The sequence below is a fragment of the Streptomyces lateritius genome (assembly GCF_014649715.1).
Taxonomy (GTDB): domain Bacteria; phylum Actinomycetota; class Actinomycetes; order Streptomycetales; family Streptomycetaceae; genus Streptomyces; species Streptomyces lateritius.
Map to the genome: position 1 here is coordinate 18,211 of NZ_BMTO01000011.1, position 19,408 is coordinate 37,618.

Sequence of the window (19,408 nt, forward strand, 5' to 3'; positions counted from 1 at the left end):
GACTTCACGGACCCGGCCTAGCCGCGCGTGAGGCGGGCGATCCTGCCCTGCTCCCCCGAGGCCCAGCACGCGCCGTCCCGCGTGCAGTCGACGGTGTCGTACGAGCCGGTGTCGACCGTCCGCCAGGTGCGGCCGCCGTCCGTCGTGAGGTCGGTGCCGGTGGGGCCGACGGCGAGCGCCGCCGAGCCGCCGTACGGGAGCCAGGCGACACCGGAGCGGTACGCCGGCGGTGGTGTGGCGGCCTGGCGCCAGCTGCGGCCGCCGTCCTCGGTGACCGCGGCCGCCCGCGGCGACGCCTGGTCGGCGCGGTAGTCGCCGCCGACCGCGATCCCGTGCGTACGGTCGCGGAAGGCGAGCGCGAAGACGCCGCGCGCCGGGTCACCCGCCGGGATCGTCGATTCGGCGACGGTCCAGGTCAGGCCCCGGTCGGCGGAGTGCAGTACCCGGGCCGTGGCCCCTCCCCCGGTGGCCAGCCAGACGTCCCGGGGCCCGGAGGAGACCAGGCACTGCCCGCTCGCCGCGAACCCGGCCTCGCCCGGCAGCGCGGCCGGCATCCCCTCGTCGGGGAGCACCCGCCAGGACCGCCCTCCGTCGTGGGTGGAGAGGATCCGGTACTTCCCGTCCACCGGGTCGCTCATGGCCAGTCCGTGCCGGTGGTCGAAGAAGGTCATGCAGTCGTAGAACGCGCGCGGGTCGGTGTTCCGGAAGGACTCGGTCCAGCTCGCGCCGCCGTCCTCGGTCCTGAAGACCCGGGACGCCTCCCCCTCCCCGATGGCGAGGACCACCGCCCGCCGGGCGTCGAACGCCTCGACGTCACGGAACTGCAGCTCCGCCGCGCCGGGCGGCGAGACGTTCCGCCAGCTCCGCCCGCCGTCGGTGGTTCTGAGCACCGTTCCCTTGGAGCCCGCGGCCCACGCCGTGTTCCGGCTCACCGCCGCGAGGCCGCGGAAGCGGGCGTCGGTACCGGTCGGTGCGAGCTGCCAGCCGGGCGCCGCCGCGGGGGTCTCCCCGGCCTGCGCGGGGACCGCGAGGGCCATGGCCAGCGCCGCCCCGCTCAGTCCCACCGACAGCATTCGTCTCGTCTTCCCCATGGACGTCATGGCGCGGGAAGCTAGCCCACGGGGCGGGTCCCGTCCAGGGTGCGTGGTGGGGGAGGAACGGCGTCGATGGGCCATCCGGCTATGTCGTACGGACACGCCGTGTGGATACGGAGGTTCGGGGAACCAGACGTACTGCGATCGCTCGGGCCGGCTCCCACCGGCGGGGGGTACGGACGCGCGACGGAGCGGTGACACAGCTCACGTGGCCCTCCGGTGCACGTTCCGGCCCGATCGTTCGTCTTCCCTTGTGTCAGGGAGACGTCAGGAACCGAAGCCGCGTGACAGGAGCTGGCCTTGTCCACCGTCATCGAGCAGGCCGTCCAGGCCCGTATGGTCGCATCCTCTCCCCGGATGGAAACCGTCCCCGCCACACTCCGCTACGACCTCGAGGATCCGTTCGCGGTGAGCATGGCCTTCCCGCCCCGGGCGACCCTGGAGGGCGTCGAGGTGTCGTGGGCGTTCTCGCGCGAGCTGCTCGCGCAGGGCGTGGACGGACCGGCCGGGGTCGGGGACGTGCGCGTCCGTCCGTACGGTTACGACCGCACGGTCGTCGAGTTCCACGCGCCCGAAGGCGTGGCTGTGGTCCACATCCGCACGACGGAGGTGCGGCGCTTCCTGGAGCGCTCGCAGCACCTCGTGCCGGCCGGCCGCGAACACCAGTACCTGGAGTGGGACAAGTGGGACGACGAGCTGGCGGCGCTGCTGGAGGAGTACTCCTGACCTACCGGTGACCGGCCTCCGGGCCGCCTCGGCGCCTCCGGCCCGCGGCAGCCCTCCTCCCTTCTGCCCTGCCTCGCGCCTGTCTTCCGCCTGCCGGGTTCCGTTTGCCTGCCTTCCACCTGCCAACCCCGGCTTGCCCGACTCCCGCCCGTAAATCGATTGCCTCCCGCCCTGCGGCGCGCGTACCGTCCTGACCTGGCCCTGTTGTCGCCCGATCGGAGAAGGCCGTTGCTCGTCTGAGGTTCGAGACACCGCGCCGCGCGTGCCCTTTCGTGCCGCGTGTGCCGTGTTCGACCTCGGCGTACGAGCCTCTGTGCCTGCCCGCGCCCCCGGTGTCTCACCCGTTGCCCCAGCCCACGCTCTTGCAACCGGGAGGCCCCCATGGCGACCCGCCCCACTTTCATCACCTGCTCGTCCCTCTCCTTCTCCTGGCCCGACGGCACGGAGGTCCTCGACGACTTCCGGCTCTCGGTCGGCCCCGGCAGGACCGGCCTGATCGGCCTGAACGGCTCGGGGAAGTCCACGCTGCTCAAGCTGATCGCCGGTGAGCTGACCCCCGCCTCGGGGACCGTCCGCACGGTCGGCGAGGTCGGGTATCTGCCGCAGAACCTGGTCCTCGACACCACGCTCCGCGTCGACGAGACCCTCGGGATCGCGAAGGCCCGTGCCGCGCTGCACGCCATCGAGGCCGGCGATCCCGCCGAGGAGCACTTCGCGGCCGTCGGCGACGACTGGGACGTCGAGGAGCGGGCCCGCGCCACGCTCGACGAGCTCGGTCTCGGTCGCATCGGCCTCGACCGGACCATCGGCGAGGTGTCGGGAGGGGAGTCCGTCCTGCTGCGGCTCGCCGCGCTGCTGCTGGCCCGGCCGGACATCCTGCTGCTCGACGAGCCGACCAACAACCTCGACCTGTACGCCCGGGCGAGGCTCTACGAGGCGGTGGAGGCCTGGTCCGGGGTCATGGTCGTCGTCAGCCACGACCGTGAACTCCTGGAACGGGTCGACCAGATCGCCGATCTGCGCGACGGCGAGGTCGCCTGGTACGGCGGCGCGTACTCGGCGTACGAGGAGGCGCTCGCCGCCGAACAGGAGGCGGCGCAGCGCATGGTGCGGGTCGCCGAGGCGGACGTACAGCGTCAGAAGCGCGAACTGTCCGACGCGCACCTCAAGTTGGCGCGGCGCAAGCGGTACGCCCAGAAGAGTGCCCAGAACAAGGTGGTGCCGAAGATCGTCGCCAACAACCGCAAGAGCGAGGCGCAGGTGTCCGCCGGCAAGCACCGGGCCCTGCACTCCGAGCGGCTCGCCGAGGCGAGGGAGCGGTTGGACGCGGCGGTGGAGGCCGTACGGGACGACGACGAGATCCGGATCGAGCTGCCGCGCACCACGGTCCATCCGGGCCGGGGCGTGCTGGCCCTGCGCGAGCTCGAACTGCGCTACGGCGCCCGGGTCGGCGGCGAGTTCGAGCTGCGGGGTCCGGAGCGGATCGCACTCGTCGGCCGGAACGGAGCCGGCAAGACCACGCTGCTGCGGACCCTGGCCGGGGAGCTGGAACCGGTGTCGGGCGAGGTGGTGACGCAGGTGCCGCTGCGCTTCCTGCCGCAGCGCCTCGATGTACTGGACGACGGGCTGAGTGTCGTGGAGAACGTCGCCCGGTTCGCGCCCACGGCGACGGTGAACGCGATCAGGGCGCGGCTCGCCCGCTTCCTGTTCCGGGGCGCCCGGGCGGATCAGCCGGCCGGCACCCTGTCTGGCGGGGAGCGGTTCCGGGCGACGCTGGCGGCGCTGCTGCTCGCCGAACCGGCGCCGCAGCTGCTGATGCTGGACGAGCCGACCAACAACCTGGACATGGCTTCCGTCCGGAAACTGACGGCGGCCCTGGAGGCGTACGAAGGCGCGCTGATCGTGGCGAGCCACGACGTGCCGTTCCTGGAGTCGCTCGGGATCACCCGCTGGCTGCTGCTCGACGGTGAGCTGCGGCCGACGACGGCGGAAGCGGTACGGGAGGACCTGTGGGAGGCCCGCTCGACCGGGTCCGAGGTGTCGACCGGATCCGAGGGACCGGCGGCGTCGGAAGGGACAGCCGGGTCGGCGGGATAGCCGGCAACCCCCGGAGAGGGTCTCGTCCCGGCGGCGCGGCACCGCCCACGCCGTCGTGCCGCCGTCCGGGCCGAGCCCCGGGGTGAGCGCCGGGGCGAGGCCTCCGGCCCAGCCGCTCCGGCGCCGTGCCCCTTCCGCACGCCGCCGTTCGGGGCGTCTGGCTCTACGTAGCCACGAGGGCGGGGCGCGGACCCGCCCACGCACGTGACCTGGCTCTCTCTGGAGGGTCGAAGCCGCGCACAGGCTGCGTACATAACGGAACGTAACCGGACATCGCTGAGACGGGCTTGGCCGACGCCTTACGGGGCTTTAACCTACGGTTTCGTAACCTACGAATGCGTAGGTAATTCCGTCCCCCTTTCCCCGTCCCCCAGGAGTCCCCGTGACGCTCACCTCTCCCCACCTCGGCAGCTCGACGGGGTGGACCGACGCCCGCCTGCTGTACGCGCTGGAAGAGGTCGTGGAGAAGGAGCTCAACCGGCATCTCAAGGTCACCAAGGACTGGATGCCGCACGAGTACGTCCCTTGGTCCGACGCCCGGAACTTCCCCGGTTTCTTCGAGGACGGCGAGGCCTGGGACCCCTCCCAGTCCAAGGTCACCGACATCGGCAAGATCGCCCTCGTGGTGAACCTGCTCACCGAGGACAACCTCCCCAGCTACCATCACGAGATCGCCAGCCTCTTCGGCCGCGACGGCGCCTGGGGCACCTGGGTGCACCGCTGGACCGCCGAGGAGGGCCGCCACGGCATCGTGATGCGTGACTACCTGCTCGCCTCGCGCGCGGTGGACCCGGACAAGCTGGAACAGTTCCGGATGGCGCACATGAGCGAGGGCTTCGAGTCCGACAACCGGCACTCGATGCTGCACTCGGTCGCGTACGTCGCCTTCCAGGAGCTCGCCACCCGCATCTCGCACCGGAACACCGGCCACCAGTCCGGCGACCCGGTCTGCGACCGGATGCTGGCGCGCATCGCCACCGACGAGAACCTGCACATGGTCTTCTACCGCAACCTGCTGGGCGCGGCCTTCGAGATCGCCCCCGACCTGACCATGCAGGCCGTGCGGGACGTCGTCGTGAACTTCCGGATGCCCGGTCACGGCATGCCGGGCTTCGAGCGGGCGGCCGCGCAGATGGCGATCGGCGAGATCTACAACATGCGCATCCACCACGACGACGTCCTGCAGCCCGTGCTGCGGTTCCTCAAGGTGCTCCAGATCGAGGGCCTCGGCCCGGAGGGTCTGAAGGCCCAGGAGGAGCTGGGGCTCTACATGAGCGGCCTGGACAGCGAGGCCAGCAAGTTCGACGAGAGGCTCGCGGCCCGCAAGGCGCGGATGGCGGCCCGCGCGGCCGGCTGAGCGGCACGCGGGTCCACGGCCTCGGGGGTCACCACTCCGCCACGGCGTAGTCCTTGAGGAAGACGCCGGACTGGGGCTCCCCCGCCTCGCCGCGCACGATCGGGTCGTAGATCCTGGCCGCGCCGTCGACGACGTCGAGCGGCGTACGGATTCCCACGGCCGCGATCCTGGCCTTGCGGGGCGCGGGGTTCTCGTCCGTGATCCAGCCCGTGTCGACGCTGCATATGTGGACGCCCTGCTCCGCGAGTTCGGCGGCGCTGGTGCGGGTCAGCATGTTGAGGGCGGCCTTCGCCATGTTGGTGTGGGGGTGGCCGCCCGTCTTGTTCCGTACGGCGAACCGGCCCTCCACCGCCGACACGTTCACGATGTAGCGGCGCGGCCGCGGCGAGGCGAGCAGCAGTGGCAGCAGCCGGTCGCAGAGCAGCGTCGGCGCGACGGCGTTGACGAGCTGCGCCTCAAGGAGCTCGGCGGCGTCCAGCTCGCCGAGGCGTACGGACCAGGAGTTCCGCGGCGAGGGGTCGGGCAGCAGCCCGGCCTCGTCCGGCTCCAGTCCGGCGACGACCGGGACGCGGGCGTCGCCGGTCTCGTAGCCCGGCGCGGGGATCACGCCCTCGGGCAGTGCCTTGCGCTCCCCCGCCGCCAGCAGGGCGTACGACTCCGGGGGCCGGCGGATCGTCTGGGCCGCGTTGTTGACGAGGATGTCCAGCGGCCGGCCCTCCGTGCGCAGCCGCTCGCACAGGCCGAGGACCTGGCGGGGGTCGCGCAGGTCGATCGCGACGACCGTGAGCCGGTCCATCCACCGCTCGCTGCCCTCCGCGGCGCGGAAGCGGCGCAGGGTGTCGTGCGGGAAGCGGCTGGTGACGAGCAGCTCGGCCCCGTCACGGAGCATCATCAGCGCCAGCTGGAACCCGATCTTGACGCGGCCGCCCGTCAGAAGCACGCGCCGCCCGGCGAGGTCGGTGGTCAGGGCCCTGCGGGCGGTGTTGTCGGCCGCGCAGGCCGGGCAGAGCCGGTGGTAGAAGGAGTCGGCCTGTCGATAGGGCGTCTTGCAGACATAGCAGTACCGCGCCTTGAGGAACGAGCCCGGCGATTCCTTCCCCACGACCGCGAGGGGCGCGTCCTCCCGCCGGTCGAGGGCCCCGGTCGCGGTGCGCGCGGCGAGCGCGGCGTCGGCGGCCGACCGCTCGGCGCGCAGCGCCTTGCGGCGCTTGTGGCGGCTCTCGCGGACGAATCCGGCCGCGATCCGCTCGCCCCGGATCCGCGCGGGATCACCGAGGGGCATGCGGCGCAGCCTGGCGATCGTGCGGTCGAACGCGTGCAGTTCCTCGTCCGTGACGGGTATGTGGTGGGGCTCCATGATCCGGTGATCGTAGTGAGGGCGGGCCGGGTCGGCATCCCGTTATCCCTCTCGTATCCCCGCTCGCCTGCGCTCAGCCGCGCTGCCGCTTCAGCCGAATCCGTTCCTTCTCGGAGAGACCGCCCCACACCCCGAACCTCTCGTCATGCGTCAGCGCGTACTCCAAGCACGCCACCCGCCCCTCGCACGCCCCACAGAGCTGCTTAGCCTCGCGGGTGGAGGACCCGGGGGCGGGAAAGAAGAAATCGGGCCCTGCCTGGGCGCAGAGAGCGTCCTCCTGCCAGGCCATGTCGGCGGCGGGAGCGGTCAGTACGGTGGTGTCGGTCTGCATGGCTGACACGCTGCCCCGTGTCCGTAAACACCTCATCAACATCCGATCAATGCGGCACGCCGAACGCGCTCGGGTGCCGACGGAGAGCGGTCCACGGAAAGGGTTCGCCGAAGCAGCAGGGAGTCGGAGCCCGGGGACGCCAGAGACAGGGCGTCGCCCCCGGCCCCCAGCCCAGGCCGAGGGCGCTGCCGGGTGCGATCACCCCCCGGTCGACGTACGAGACGAGGCTACCCGTCGTCACGCTCCGTCGCGGTCGCCCTCGTCGTCGTCGCGCTTCGCCGGCTTCTTCGCTCGGCTGGGTTGGACCCGCTTCGGTTCGCCCGGCATCTTCGGGTACTCCGGTGGGTACGGCAGGTCCCCGAGGCCGTGTTCGGCCTCGTCGCGGCGGGCGAGTTCGAGCAGGGCCTCCAGGCTGAAGCGGTGGTCGTCCATGTCGGCGTGGACGTCGCCCATCTCGGCGTAGCGGGGCGGCATCGTCCTGATGTCGAAGTCCTGCGGGGTCGCGTCGTCGACCTCCTCCCAGCGCAGGGGCGCGGAGACGGGGGCGTGCGGCCGGGGGCGGACGGAGTAGGCGGAGGCGATGGTGCGGTCGCGCGCCGTCTGGTTGTAGTCGACGAAGATCTTCTGCCCGCGCTCCTCCTTCCACCATCTGGTGGTCACGTGCCGCGGCATCCGGCGTTCCAGTTCGCGGCCGGCGGCGATGGCCGCCCGGCGGACCTGGGTGAAGGTCCACAGCGGCTCGATGGGGACGAAGACATGCAGGCCGCGCCCGCCGGAGGTCTTGGGCCAGCCCCGAAGTCCCGCCTCGTCGAGAACGGCGCGCAGTTCGTGGGCGGCGCGCACGGCGTCGCTGTAGTCGGTGCCGGGCTGCGGGTCGAGGTCGAGGCGCAGTTCGTCGGGGTGGTCGGTGTCCTCGCGCCGAACCGGCCACGGGTGGAAGGTGACGGCGCCGAGGTTGGCGGCCCACAGGACGGCCGCCGGTTCGGTCGGGCACATCTCGTCGGCGGAGCGTCCGCTGGGGAAGGTGATGTGCGCGGTGGGGATCCAGTCCGGGAGGTACTTCGGGGCGCGCTTCTGGAAGAAGGACTCGCCGGTCACGCCGTCGGGATAGCGTTCCAGCGTCGTGGGCCGGTTCCGCAGGGCGCGGGTGATGCCGTCGCCGACGGCCAGGTAGTAGCTGACCATGTCGAGCTTGGTGTAGCCGGTCTCGGGGAAGTACACCTTGTCCGGATTGGAGACGCGTACGGTCCGCTCTCCGACCTCCAGCTCGATCGCTGCCGCTTTGCCTGCCATGCGGGTCAGCCTAGGGCTCGCCGACATTCGCCGCATACCGGACAATCGATCCATGGATCTGCCGGTGATGCCTCCCGTGAAGCCGATGCTGGCCAAGGCCGTGAAGAAGATTCCGCCCGGGATGCAGTACGAGGCGAAATGGGACGGCTTCCGTGCCATCGTGCACCGTGACGGCCCCGAGCTCGTGATCGGCAGCCGTACGGGCAAACCGCTGACCCGCTACTTCCCCGAGCTGGCCGCCGCGCTCCCGCCCCGCCTCCCGCACCGGTGCGTGATCGACGGCGAGATCGTGATCGAGCACGGCGGGCGCCTCGACTTCGACCGGCTCACGGAGCGCATCCACCCGGCAGATTCCCGCGTGCGGATGCTGGCCGAGCGGACCCCTGCGCGGTTCATCGCCTTCGACCTGCTCGCCCTCGGCGACGAGTCGCTGATGGACACCCCCCTCACGGACCGGCGGGCCGCCTTGGAGGAGGCCCTGCGCGGAGTGGACGCGCCGGTCCATCTGGCACCGGCGACAACGGACCCCGACGTGGCGGCGCACTGGTTCGAGCAGTACGAAGGGGCGGGTCTGGACGGCGTGATCGCCAAGCCGCTGGATCTGCCGTACCGCCCGGACGCCCGGCTGATGTACAAGATCAAGCACGAGCGGACGGCCGACGTGGTGGTGGCCGGCTACCGCTTCCACAAGAGCGGACCGGTCATCGGTTCGCTGCTGCTCGGTCTGTACGACGAGAACGGCGCCCTCCAGCACGTCGGCGTCTGCGCGGCCTTCACCGCCAGGCGTCGCGCGGAGCTCGTCCAGGAGCTCGAACCGCTGCGGATGGATCCGCCCGACGGGCACCCGTGGGCGGCGTGGGCGCAGGAGTCGGCGCACGAGAGCGCGCGGCTTCCGGGCGCGCCGAGCCGCTGGTCGGGGAAGAAGGACCTGTCGTGGGTGGCGCTGCGGCCGGAACGGGTCTGCGAGGTGGGTTACGACCACATGGAGGGCGACCGGTTCCGGCACACGGCTCAGTTCAAGCGGTGGCGGCCGGACCGTGCGCCGGAGTCCTGCGGGTACGCGCAACTGGAGGAGCCGGTCTCCTACGACCTGTCCGAGGTGCTCTCCTCCGGCGGCTCCCCGTCCCGGGGGTAGAGGCCTCGGCCTGAGCGAGGGGGTGCGCGAGCCGCCCCTCGTCCGCCATCTCCGCCCGCGCGGAGGTGAGATGCTTCACATTCCTCAACGGGCCGACGGCCACCGAAAACGAAATCAGGACCTCCTGTTCGGTGGACACCTGAGCGATCCTCAACATCCTTTCGGTCAAGTGATCGCGCGGCGCGCCGCGCACCTGCGGGAACGCGTCGCGCCGCCGACGCTCCCGCGCCCGGCCCGGCGCCCGGGTGATCCGTACGCCTCGCCGAAAGGCCCAAGAGCCGTTGCCTAGCGGAGACATCCCCGTCGACCAACCCGGAAGCGCATCCGGTACGTATGTAGGTGAGACCCCGCCTCGCACAGACCCACAAGGACTGACTCGTGATCACCTCGCCCTCGCGCCTCGTTCCCGTTCCGATCCCCGACCGTGTGGCCGCGCTGATCGGTTCGTGCCTACCGCTGCACGTCCTGCAGGCGGAGATCGACGCCGACTGCGCCGCGCGCGAGGTCTACCGGTTCCGCGGGCCGCTCTGCGCGGAGGACCGCGCCGACCGTGAGCACGCCCTGGCGACGCTGGCGCGGGCCAACAAGATCCTGGCCAAGCACCACCCCCTCCTGCCGGTGCGCCCGCGCTGACCGCGCCGCGCCGGGGAAACCCGGCTTAGCCCGTTCGGGGCGTACCCCCGGCGCCGCACCGGTTCGGCCGTCCCCCGCATGCGGGCCGCGGCGCCCGGTGTGAGGCTGCGAGGGTGACCACCACCAGCGAAGTCGCCCCCGCGCCCCCGGCCGCCGAGCCCCCCGTGCTCGACAGCCGCCGCCGCAACATCGTCTTCGGCACGATCATGCTCGGCGTCCTGCTCGCCGCACTGGACCAGACGATCGTCGGCACCGCCCTTCCGACGATCGTCTCGGACCTCGGCGGCGCCGCCCACATGTCCTGGGTGGTCACCGCCTATCTGCTGGCCGAGACCGTCGCCACTGTCCTGGTCGGCAAGTTCGGCGACCTCTTCGGCCGCAAGGTGATCTTCCAGATCTCGGCGATCGTCTTCATCACCGGCTCGTTCCTCTGCGGCCTCGCCACCAACATGACCCTCCTGATCGTCTGGCGCGGCCTCCAGGGCATCGGCGCCGGCGGCCTGATGGTCACCTCGATGGCGCTGATCGCCGATGTGATCCCGCTGCGTGACCGGGGCAAGTACCAGGGCGCGATCGGCGCCGTCTTCGGCGTCTCCACCGTCATCGGCCCACTGCTCGGAGGGCTGTTCACCGACCACCTGAGCTGGCGCTGGGCGTTCTACGTCAACGTCCCCATCGCGATCCTGGTCGTCATCGCCGCCGCCCGTACGATCCCTTCCGTCCGCTCCGCGAGCCGGCCGGTCATCGACTACGCGGGCATCGCGCTCGTCGCCGCCGGATCCAGCGCCCTGATCCTGGCGACCAGTTGGGGCGGCAACGAGTACGCCTGGGGCTCCGGCGTCATCATCGGGCTCTTCGCCGGCGGACTGATCGCGCTCGCGCTCTTCTGCCGGGTGGAGACCCGGGCCGCCGAACCGATGCTGCCCATGCGCCTCTTCGCCAATCCGGTGTTCGCCGTCTGTTCCGTGCTGAGCTTCGTGGTCGGCTTCGCCATGCTCGGCTCCCTGACCTTCCTCCCGTCGTATCTCCAGTACGTCGACGGGGACTCGGCCACCGTCTCCGGCATCCGGACGCTGCCGATGGTCGTCGGGCTGCTGATCGCCTCGATCTACAGCGGCAATGTGGTGAGCAAGACCGGCCGCTACCGGATCTTCCCCATCGTCGGATGTCTGGTGATGGGGATCGGCCTCTTCCTGCTCTCGCTGATGGACACGCGGACCAGCACCTGGCTGGAGTCGCTCTACATGTTCGTGCTCGGCGCCGGCATCGGCCTGTGCATGCAGGTGCTCACGATCGCCGTGCAGAACACCGTGGACTACGCCGACCTCGGCACCGCCACCTCGGGCGTCACCTTCTTCCGTACGCTCGGCAGCGCCTTCGGTACGGCCGTCTTCGGCACGATCTACGTCAACTCCCTCACGCCTAACCTCGCCCAAGGGGTCGGCGAGGCCGCCGCCGTACCCGGGGCCGGAGATCCGGCCGCCCTCGCGCGGGCCGCGCAGAGCCCGGTGGGTGTCCACGGACTGCCCGACGACGTGGCGGCGCCGATCGTCCAGGCGTACGCGGACACGCTCCACACGGTCTTCCTCTGGACGGTGCCGGTCGCCGCCGTCGGCCTCGTCGTGGCGCTCTTCCTGAAGGAGGTACCGCTCCGGGACACCGCCCGGGCCTCGGCCCCCGACATGGGCGAGGGCTTCGGCTCGCCGACGACCTCCGGCGACTCGGCCGAACTGCTCGAACTCTCCGTCGGCAGGATCCTGCGGAAGACGGACCCCGACACCGCGCGCCGGATCGTCGCCGACTCCGACACCCGGCTCGACATGGCCGGCGCCTGGGCGGTGATGCAGGTCGAGCTCTTCACCCGGCTGGTCGGGCACGCCAGCCTCGGCCTGATCTCGGCCGGCCGGCGGGTACCGCCGGAGGTCCTGCTCCCGGTCTTCGACCGCATGGTCGACGAGGGCTTCCTGACCCGGGACGGCACGCTGCTCTCGCACACCCGGGCGGGGAAGCGGGAGGCCGAGGTCATCACGCGCGCCTGGTCGGACTGGCTCAGCTCCCGGATCGAGCGGGAGCAGGGCCGGCCGAGCGGGCCGGAGCTGCGGGCCGCGACGGACGCCATCGCGAAGAAGCTGGTCGCGGAGGATCTCGCGGGCGGCCTGCGGCCGGTCCGCCGCGAGCCGGTCGGCGTCGTGTCCTGACGCCGGTCCGCGTCGTGTCCTGACCGTCGTAGGCACCGTCTTGAGCCGCCGCCTTCAGCCGCCGCCTTCGGCCGCCCTCAAGCCCCCTCGAGGAACTCCCCGTCCACGTACACCCAGACGCCCTCGTGGCGACGGAACCGGCTGCGCTCGTGCAGTGAGCCGGGTTCTCCTCCCTGGGTGTACCGGGCGAGGAAGGTGACGGTCCCGGCCTGATGGAAGGCGGTGCCGTCGGCCGTGTCCCGGATCTCCAGCCCCGTCCAGCGCAGCGACGGGTCGAAGTCGATGTCACCGGGCCGGGTCTCCGGCGCCCAGGTGCGCAGCAGATACGCCTCGTCGCGGACGACGAAGGCGCTGTAGCGGGACCGCATGAGGAGTTCCGCCGTGGGTGCTGTCGTCGCCCCCGTGTGGAAGCGCCCGCAGCACTCGCCGTACGCGGCGGTGCGACCGCAGGGGCAGGGCGCGTCGGCGGTGACAGCGGGGGCGGCGGTGCCGGCGCGGCGCTGGGGGCGCGCGGGGTTCTTGCGGACGTTGCGTCGGGACATGGGGTCCATTGTGGCGTGGGGACCCGGGGGCGGGATCGCGCCATGTGTGCGGCGGCCGACGTACGGGACTTCCGGGCGCGGGTGGGCGCCCGTATGCTCCTGCGCCGGACGTGACTGTTACCGCCGGTAAAGGGGTTGGGCATGAACAGTACGGGCACCTCGCGACGCACCTTCGTGACCACGGCCGCCGCGGTCACCGGCGCGGCCGCCGTCGGAGCCGTACCGACCTCGGCCGCCGCGGCCGAGACGACGGCCCGGACCACCGCGGTCACCGCGGCCACCGGAGCGCCGTCCGTCGCCGTGCTCGGCGGCGGCGTCGCCGGTCTGACCGCCGCCCACGAACTGGCCGAACGCGGCTTCCACGTCACCGTCTACGAACGGCGGGCGCTCGGCGGGAAGGCCCGCTCCATGGACGTACCGGACAGCGCGCGCGGAGGCCGCCGGGCACTGCCCGCCGAGCACGGCTTCCGGTTCATCCCCGGCATCTACCACAACCTGCCGGACACGATGCGGCGCATCCCCTTTCCCGGGAACGCGAACGGCGTCTGGGACAACCTGATCGCCCCGGCCGAGATGTCCTTCGCCCGCACCGGCCGCGAGGACCTGCGCATCCCGCTGCCCTGGCCCGGCCACCGGCCCGCCGAGCTCACGCTCGACGAGATCCGCCGCGCCCTGACCGCGCTCCTGGAGACCGCCCGTTCCATCCCGCTCCACGAGTCGGCGTACTTCGTCAACCGCTTCCTGGTCTTCCTCACCAGCTGCGACGAACGGCGGGACGAGACGTGGGAGCGGACGCCCTGGTGGGAGTTCCTGCGGGCCGAGCGGATGAGCTACGACTACCAGCGCATCCTCGCCGTCGGCCTCACCCGCAACATCGTGGCCACCAAGGCCGAGGAGGCCAGCACCCGCACGGTCGCCACGCTCATGGAGGCCTTCACCTTCAACGCCCTCGGCCGCGGCGCCGACGGGCCCCTCGACCGGATCCTGAACCTGCCCACCAACGAGGCCTGGATCGACCCGTGGGTCACCCATCTGACCGGCTTGGGCGTGGAGTTCCGGGTCGGCTGGACCGTACGGGAGATGGCGTACGACTCCGGTGCCGGGCGGATCGCGGCGGCGGTGATCGAGGACCCGCAGGGCGCCCGCCGTTCGGTCACCGCCGACCATTACGTCTCCGCGATGCCGGTCGAGCACGCGCGGCGGACCTGGGGCGCCGCACTGCGGGCGGCGGACCCGCAGCTCGGGCGGTGCGACAAGCTGGAGACGGACTGGATGACGGGCATTCAGTTCTACCTGACCGAACCCGCGCCCCTGCTCGCCGGGCACGCCAACTGCATCGACTCGCCCTGGTCGCTGACGTGCATTCAGCAGGCTGAGCACTGGCCGTCCCGCGACTTCGCCGCCGACTACGGCGACGGGGCGGTCGTCGACTGCCTCTCGGTGGACATCTCCGAGTGGGACCGGCCGGGCGTCCTCTACGGCAAGACGGCAAAGCAGTGCACCCGCGCCGAGGTCGCCCGGGAGGTGTGGGCGCAGCTCAAGGCCGCGTTCAACGACACGGGCCGTACGGTGCTCAAGGACGGCGCCCTGCACTCGTGGTTCCTCGACCCGGGTGTCGACGGCCTCGGCACCCCGAACCCGACCAACGACGACCAGCTCCTCATCCACCCGGTCGGCACCTTCCACAACCGCCCGCGGGCTGCGACGGCCGTCCCCAACTTCTTCCTGGCCGGCGACTACGTGGCCGTGGACATCGACCTGGCGACCATGGAGGGCGCCAACGCCTCCGCCCGTCAGGCGGTGAACGCGCTCCTCGACCGTACGGGCTCCCCGGCCGCACGCTGCACGGTGAAGCCGCTCTTCCGCGCCCCCGAACTGGAGGCGCACAAGCGGCACGACCGGCTGCGCTACCGCCTCGGCCTGCGCAACGCCCTGGACGCGGGCTAGGTCGTGGCCTGGGCTCAGGTCTGGGCCTTTCAGGGGCGGTAGCGCAGCGGATGGTCCTCGGGGACCTCGACGAGGGCGATCTCCACCCCGTCGGGGTCCGCGATCCACATCTCCACCAGCCCCCACGGCTCGGTCACCGGCTCCCGCAGGATCACGACGTCACGGCCCAGAAGCTCCTCGTGCGCCGCGCGCACGTCGGCCACCTGCATCCAGAGCCGCAGCTCCGGCCGGGGCGGCGGCGCGGCGGCGCGGCCGGACACCTCCAGGAAGCCGCCACCGAGGAAGTAGACGGTCCCCCGATCCGGACCGGTGCCGAACTCGCGGTACACCGCGAGCCCGAGCGTCTCGCCGTAGAAGCGCCGGGAGCGCTCGGGATCGGCCGGCCGCAACAGGATCCGGCTGCTCAGTACGTGCATCCCAGTAGCGTACGACCATGAAACTGACGATTCTCGGAGGCGGCGGATTCCGGGTCCCGCTCGTGTACGGCGCACTGCTGGGCGACCACGCCGAGGGGCGGGTCACGCACGTCACGCTGTACGACCTCGACGGCGGGCGGCTCTCGGCCATCGCCCGGGTCCTCGCCGAGCAGGGTGCCGGGGTGCCCGACGCGCCGGCCGTCACGGCGACGACCGACCTCGACGAGGCGCTGCGCGGCGCCGGTTTCGTCTTCTCGGCGATCCGGGTGGGCGGCCTCGAAGGCCGGGCGGCCGACGAACGGATCGCGCTCGCCGAGGGCGTCCTCGGGCAGGAGACGGTCGGCGCCGGCGGTATCGCCTACGGCCTGCGGACCGTGCCGGTCGCGGTGCACATCGCCCGGCGGGTCGCCGCACTCGCCCCGGACGCCTGGGTCATCAACTTCACCAACCCGGCCGGTCTGGTGACCGAGGCCATGTCCCGGGTCCTCGGCGACCGGGTCATCGGCATCTGCGACTCCCCCGTGGGGCTCGGCCGCCGGGTGGCCCGCACCCTCGGCGCCGACCCCGGCGAGGCGTGGATCGACTACGTGGGCCTGAACCACCTGGGCTGGCTGCGCGGACTGCGCGTCGGCGGACGGGACGAGCTGCCCCGCCTGCTCGCGGACGAGCAGGCCCTCGGATCCTTCGAGGAGGGCAGGCTCTTCGGCCCCGAGTGGCTGCGCTCGCTGGGCGCGATCCCCAACGAGTACCTGCACTACTACTACTTCAACCGGGAGGCCGTGCAGGCCTACCGGCAGGCCGAGCGGACGCGCGGCGCCTACCTTCTCGGTCAACAGGCGGGTTTCTACGAGGAGATGGGAAAGCCCGGCACGCCTCCCCTGGCCACCTGGCACCGCACGCTCGCCGATCGGGAGGCCACGTACATGGCCGCCAACCGGGTGGCCGCCGGGGTCGGTCAGCGGGACGAGGACGATCTGGAGTCGGGCGGGTACGAGAAGGTCGCCCTGGCGCTGATGCGGGCGATCGCGCGCAACGAACGCGCCACGCTCATCCTCAATGTCCGCAACCGCACCACCCTTTCCGTGCTCGACGCGGACGCGGTCGTCGAGGTGCCCTGCTTCGTGGACGCGGCGGGCGCCCATCCGGTGTCGGTGGCACCGCTGCCGTACCACGCGGTGGGCCTGGTGACGGCGGTCAAGGCGGTGGAGCGGGAGGTCCTGGCGGCGGCGGAGAGCGGATCGCGGACGGCGGCGGTGAAGGCGTTCGCGCTGCATCCGCTGGTCGACTCGGTGTCGGTGGCGCGCCGGCTGGTCGACCGCTACACCTCCGAGCACGAGGGTCTGGCGTACCTGCGAAGCTGAGACGACTGTCCGGCGAACATCTTTACGCGACCGGGGGCGCGGCATACGCTCGCGCCCCATGACCTCACCTGGCATACGTCTTCGAAGGGCCATGGTCCGTCTCACGACCAGCTGTCTGCTGACCGCCGGTCTGGTGGGAGCGGGACCGGCGGCCGCCGACACCGCCGGCTCCGGTGGCTCCGGTGGCTTTGGCGAAGTCGCCGACGTCGTCGAAGCGGCGACCGTCGTTCCCGTCCAGACCACGGGCCCCGCCGACAAGCGCTTCAACCTGGTCGTGATGGGTGACGGCTACACGGCGGAGGAGATGCCGGCGTTCCGGGCCGACGTCGAGAAACATCTGAACGTGCTGTGGAGCATCGAGCCGTTCGCGTCGTACCGCTCGTACGTCAACGTCTGGGTGGTGGAGGTCCCCTCGCCGGAGTCGGGGGTCGACTGCGACCCCGGGCTCGACGCGCCCCGGCGTGACACCCCGCTGGACATGGGCTTCTGGGGCGGCTGCAACCCGAGCAGCGTGCAGCGACTCCTGACGGTGGACAGCGCGAAGGCGGCCGCGCTGGCCGACCTCGTCCCGGGCACGAGCGGCGCCAACCGGCAGGTCGCGGCCCTGGCCCACAGCGACACCTACGGCGGCGCCGGCGGCGGTTACGCCACCGCGTCCGGCGGCAACGCGCTCTCCTCGCTGATCACCCCGCACGAGATCGGCCACTCGCTGGGCAAGCTCCAGGACGAGTACGACTACTACGCGCGCGGGGTCGCCGGCGGCACGTACTCCGGCCCCGAGCCGGCCTCGGCGCACCACACCCTGCTGTCCGAGGAGCAGATGCGGGAGCAGCGCGCCAAGTGGTGGCGCTGGCTGGGCGAGAAGAGCGAGGCGGGCGGTGTCATCGGCCGGCACGAGGGAGGGCTGTACAGCACCCGGGGTGTCTGGCGGCCGAGCAAGCACTCGATCATGAAGACGCTCGGCTACGGATTCGACCAGGTCGAGCGCGAGGTGATGGTCCAGGCGATCTCGGCGAAGGTGAACCTCGTCCAGGCGCACACACCCAACGGGGCGCCGATCGGAGCCGACCGGGCGGTGTGGGTGGACACCCTGCACCCGCTGGGCGGTGAGCTGGACGTGGTGTGGCGGCTGGACGGGCGGACGATCGGCACCGGCGGCGCACGGACGATCGACCTGCGCGCCCTGGCCCTCTCCGCCGGGAACCACACCCTGACGGCGACGGTCAGCGACCCGACCCCGTTCGTCCGTGACCCCGCGGTCCGCGGTTCGGCGGCCCTGACCCGTACGGTGAGCTGGACGGTGAACCGGGCGCTGACCACCCCCGAGGACGGTGCCGAGGACGACGCCGAGGCGGCCTTCACCGGCCACACGCCGACGACGTCACCCGTCGCCGCGCGCTCGGTGGTCCACGCCGACACGACCCACCCCACACGTGGCACGCTCGCCGTCCGGTGGCGGCTGGACGGCCGGACGGTCGGCAATCCGGGCAACGACCGTGACCTCGACCTGCGTTCACTCCGCCTCAGCCCAGGAACACACGTTCTGACGGCCCGGATCGCGGGCACCGACGCCGAGTTGAGGTGGACGGTGGACGCCCGGCCGGCGACGGGATCGTACGAGCTGTCCGAGCCGCTGCGCACGGTGCACCGGTCCGGCCGCCCCACCGAGTACGTGTACGACGGGGAGTTCACGATGAGGCTGGCGGCGCGCGACGACCGACCCGGCGCCGTCGTCAGTCAGTTCCGGGTGGACGGCGACGGCTGGTACACGTACTACGGCTGGCCGACCGACGCGGACGCGCCGTTCCGCTTCTCGCCGGGCGGCACGGTCATCGACGATCTCGTCTACGGCAAGCTGGGTACGAGCCGGGCGGTCCCGTGGGACGACGCGACCCCGGACTACGGCACGCACACGGTCGAGTACCGCTCGATCGACGCGGCGGGCAACGTGAGCGCGGCGAAGTCGTTCCTGGTCACGCTGGTCGCCCCGCAGGACGACTGAGGCACGCGGGCCCGCGGCCCTCCGAGGCTGCGGGCCCGCGCGTACCGGTAGGACTTCAGAGCTTGCGTCCGACGGCGGCCCATCCCGGGATCGGGTCGTCGCCCTGCACCGGGACGACCTCGCCCAGCTCCGGGTGCCACTCGGCCGTGAGCGAGACGCCGGGCTCGACGAGCTCCAGACCGTCGAAGAACGCGGCCAGTTCGTCCCGCGACCTCGGCCGCAGGGTCAGCCCGCGGGCCTTGTACATGCCGGCTGCCTTCGCCGCGCCCTCCGGGTCGAAGTCCCCGGTCACGTGCGACAGGACGAGGTAGCTGCCCGGTGCGAGCTTGTCGACGAGCTTGCCGACCAGGTCGTACGCCCCGTCCTCGTCGCCGACGAAGTGCAGCAGGGCGAGCATCGACAGGGCGATGGGCCGGCCGAAATCAAGCACCTTCCCCGCTCTTTCGAGGATCAGCTCGGGGTCGCGGGCGTCCGCCTGGATGTACTCGGTGGCCCCTTCGGGCGTCGAGCGCAGCAGGGCGGCCGCGTGCGCGAGCACGATCGGGTCGTTGTCGCAGTAGACGATCCTGGACTCGGGCGCGGCCTGCTGGGCGATCTGGTGCAGGTTGGGCTCGGTCGGGATGCCGGTTCCGATGTCGAGGTACTGCCGTACGCCGTTGGCGCTGAGCCAGCGGGTGGCGCGGTGCATGAAGGCCCGGTTGACCCGCGCCATGTCCCGGCCGCGGGCGTCGACGGTGAGCAGCTGCCGGGCCATCTCCTCGTCGACCGGGTAGTTGTCCTTGCCGCCCAGGAACCAGTCGTACATCCGCGCGGGATGCGGCTTGCTGGTGTCGATCCGTATGGCTGCGGGGTCCTGGGTCATCGGAGAGCTCCTGGTCGGCGGAGTGAACGGCGTTTGCTGGATCAAGAGTTACGCGAC

The 19,408-nt window shown here is 71.8% G+C and carries 16 protein-coding genes; 9 read left to right on the forward strand and 7 right to left on the reverse strand.

The window, feature by feature from the left end; all coding sequences use genetic code 11:
• Positions 1–17 precede the first annotated feature (17 nt).
• Entirely contained in the window at positions 18–1,100 is a 1,083-nt protein-coding gene (locus tag IE136_RS22545) for a WD40/YVTN/BNR-like repeat-containing protein (RefSeq protein ID WP_189601236.1), read from the reverse strand.
• 294 nt (positions 1,101–1,394) lie between these two features.
• Between IE136_RS22545 and ssgD the strand changes: the two genes are divergently transcribed.
• The 3 genes from ssgD (at position 1,395) to IE136_RS22560 (ending at position 5,274) form a co-directional block, all read left to right on the forward strand.
• Positions 1,395–1,820: a spore wall synthesis regulator SsgD gene (ssgD, locus tag IE136_RS22550; protein WP_158992183.1), complete on the forward strand. Its 426-nt coding sequence runs from the start codon at positions 1,395–1,397 to the stop codon at positions 1,818–1,820.
• Positions 1,821–2,201: 381 nt separating this feature from the next.
• Positions 2,202–3,917: an ABC-F family ATP-binding cassette domain-containing protein gene (locus IE136_RS22555; RefSeq protein WP_189601237.1), complete on the forward strand. Its 1,716-nt coding sequence runs from the start codon at positions 2,202–2,204 to the stop codon at positions 3,915–3,917.
• A 382-nt stretch (positions 3,918–4,299) separates the two neighbouring features.
• On the forward strand, positions 4,300–5,274 hold the full coding sequence (locus tag IE136_RS22560; protein ID WP_158992179.1) for an acyl-ACP desaturase: 975 nt from the start codon (positions 4,300–4,302) through the stop codon (positions 5,272–5,274).
• A 28-nt stretch (positions 5,275–5,302) separates the two neighbouring features.
• Here IE136_RS22560 and IE136_RS22565 read toward each other — a convergent pair whose 3' ends face one another.
• From IE136_RS22565 to ligD, 3 genes are all read right to left on the reverse strand, one after another.
• Complete coding sequence (locus IE136_RS22565) at positions 5,303–6,631, reverse strand: SDR family NAD(P)-dependent oxidoreductase (RefSeq protein WP_189601238.1); 1,329 nt, start codon at positions 6,629–6,631, stop codon at positions 5,303–5,305.
• A gap of 73 nt (positions 6,632–6,704) precedes the next feature.
• The gene (locus IE136_RS22570) at positions 6,705–6,962 is read right to left on the reverse strand and encodes a WhiB family transcriptional regulator (RefSeq protein ID WP_189601239.1); all 258 of its coding nucleotides are present in this window, start codon (positions 6,960–6,962) and stop codon (positions 6,705–6,707) included.
• A gap of 237 nt (positions 6,963–7,199) precedes the next feature.
• The gene (ligD, locus tag IE136_RS22575; protein ID WP_189601240.1) at positions 7,200–8,255 is read right to left on the reverse strand and encodes a non-homologous end-joining DNA ligase; all 1,056 of its coding nucleotides are present in this window, start codon (positions 8,253–8,255) and stop codon (positions 7,200–7,202) included.
• Positions 8,256–8,307: 52 nt separating this feature from the next.
• Between ligD and IE136_RS22580 the strand changes: the two genes are divergently transcribed.
• From IE136_RS22580 to IE136_RS22590, 3 genes are all read left to right on the forward strand, one after another.
• A complete protein-coding gene (locus tag IE136_RS22580) occupies positions 8,308–9,390 on the forward strand; it encodes an ATP-dependent DNA ligase (RefSeq protein ID WP_158992173.1) in 1,083 nt (360 codons plus the stop codon).
• 381 nt (positions 9,391–9,771) lie between these two features.
• Positions 9,772–10,023 (forward strand): hypothetical protein, encoded by a 252-nt coding sequence (locus tag IE136_RS22585; protein ID WP_189601330.1) that lies wholly within the window; start codon positions 9,772–9,774, stop codon positions 10,021–10,023.
• A gap of 113 nt (positions 10,024–10,136) precedes the next feature.
• Positions 10,137–12,221: an MDR family MFS transporter gene (locus IE136_RS22590; protein WP_158992169.1), complete on the forward strand. Its 2,085-nt coding sequence runs from the start codon at positions 10,137–10,139 to the stop codon at positions 12,219–12,221.
• 77 nt (positions 12,222–12,298) lie between these two features.
• On the opposite strand, the gene IE136_RS22595 is transcribed toward IE136_RS22590, so the two are convergent.
• Positions 12,299–12,763: a YchJ family protein gene (locus IE136_RS22595; RefSeq protein ID WP_189601241.1), complete on the reverse strand. Its 465-nt coding sequence runs from the start codon at positions 12,761–12,763 to the stop codon at positions 12,299–12,301.
• A gap of 141 nt (positions 12,764–12,904) precedes the next feature.
• Here IE136_RS22595 and IE136_RS22600 point away from each other — a divergent pair, with 141 nt between their 5' ends.
• Positions 12,905–14,710 (forward strand): hydroxysqualene dehydroxylase, encoded by a 1,806-nt coding sequence (locus IE136_RS22600; protein ID WP_158992165.1) that lies wholly within the window; start codon positions 12,905–12,907, stop codon positions 14,708–14,710.
• Positions 14,711–14,739: 29 nt separating this feature from the next.
• Here IE136_RS22600 and IE136_RS22605 read toward each other — a convergent pair whose 3' ends face one another.
• Positions 14,740–15,126 carry a VOC family protein gene (locus tag IE136_RS22605; RefSeq protein WP_158992163.1) on the reverse strand — a complete coding sequence of 129 codons (387 nt, stop codon included), beginning with the start codon at positions 15,124–15,126 and terminating at the stop codon, positions 14,740–14,742.
• Between the two features lie 17 nt (positions 15,127–15,143).
• Here IE136_RS22605 and IE136_RS22610 point away from each other — a divergent pair, with 17 nt between their 5' ends.
• The gene (locus IE136_RS22610; protein ID WP_189601242.1) at positions 15,144–16,487 is read left to right on the forward strand and encodes a 6-phospho-beta-glucosidase; all 1,344 of its coding nucleotides are present in this window, start codon (positions 15,144–15,146) and stop codon (positions 16,485–16,487) included.
• Positions 16,488–16,578: 91 nt separating this feature from the next.
• A complete protein-coding gene (locus IE136_RS22615; protein WP_229819042.1) occupies positions 16,579–18,489 on the forward strand; it encodes a M64 family metallopeptidase in 1,911 nt (636 codons plus the stop codon).
• A gap of 55 nt (positions 18,490–18,544) precedes the next feature.
• On the opposite strand, the gene IE136_RS22620 is transcribed toward IE136_RS22615, so the two are convergent.
• Positions 18,545–19,351 (reverse strand): SAM-dependent methyltransferase, encoded by an 807-nt coding sequence (locus IE136_RS22620; protein WP_158992157.1) that lies wholly within the window; start codon positions 19,349–19,351, stop codon positions 18,545–18,547.
• Positions 19,352–19,408: the final 57 nt, after the last annotated feature.

Excerpts from the sequence above, each read along its gene's own strand:
- IE136_RS22545 (WP_189601236.1), bottom strand. The coding sequence starts at position 1,100 with ATGACGTCCATGGGGAAGACGAGACGAATGCTGTCGGTGGGACTGAGC.
- IE136_RS22555 (WP_189601237.1), top strand. The coding sequence starts at position 2,202 with ATGGCGACCCGCCCCACTTTCATCACCTGCTCGTCCCTCTCCTTCTCC.
- IE136_RS22565 (WP_189601238.1), bottom strand. The coding sequence starts at position 6,631 with ATGGAGCCCCACCACATACCCGTCACGGACGAGGAACTGCACGCGTTC.
- IE136_RS22570 (WP_189601239.1), bottom strand. The coding sequence starts at position 6,962 with ATGCAGACCGACACCACCGTACTGACCGCTCCCGCCGCCGACATGGCC.
- ligD (WP_189601240.1), bottom strand. The coding sequence starts at position 8,255 with ATGGCAGGCAAAGCGGCAGCGATCGAGCTGGAGGTCGGAGAGCGGACC.
- IE136_RS22580 (WP_158992173.1), top strand. The coding sequence starts at position 8,308 with ATGGATCTGCCGGTGATGCCTCCCGTGAAGCCGATGCTGGCCAAGGCC.
- IE136_RS22595 (WP_189601241.1), bottom strand. The coding sequence starts at position 12,763 with ATGTCCCGACGCAACGTCCGCAAGAACCCCGCGCGCCCCCAGCGCCGC.
- IE136_RS22600 (WP_158992165.1), top strand. The coding sequence starts at position 12,905 with ATGAACAGTACGGGCACCTCGCGACGCACCTTCGTGACCACGGCCGCC.
- IE136_RS22605 (WP_158992163.1), bottom strand. The coding sequence starts at position 15,126 with ATGCACGTACTGAGCAGCCGGATCCTGTTGCGGCCGGCCGATCCCGAG.
- IE136_RS22610 (WP_189601242.1), top strand. The coding sequence starts at position 15,144 with ATGAAACTGACGATTCTCGGAGGCGGCGGATTCCGGGTCCCGCTCGTG.
- IE136_RS22615 (WP_229819042.1), top strand. The coding sequence starts at position 16,579 with ATGGTCCGTCTCACGACCAGCTGTCTGCTGACCGCCGGTCTGGTGGGA.
- IE136_RS22620 (WP_158992157.1), bottom strand. The coding sequence starts at position 19,351 with ATGACCCAGGACCCCGCAGCCATACGGATCGACACCAGCAAGCCGCAT.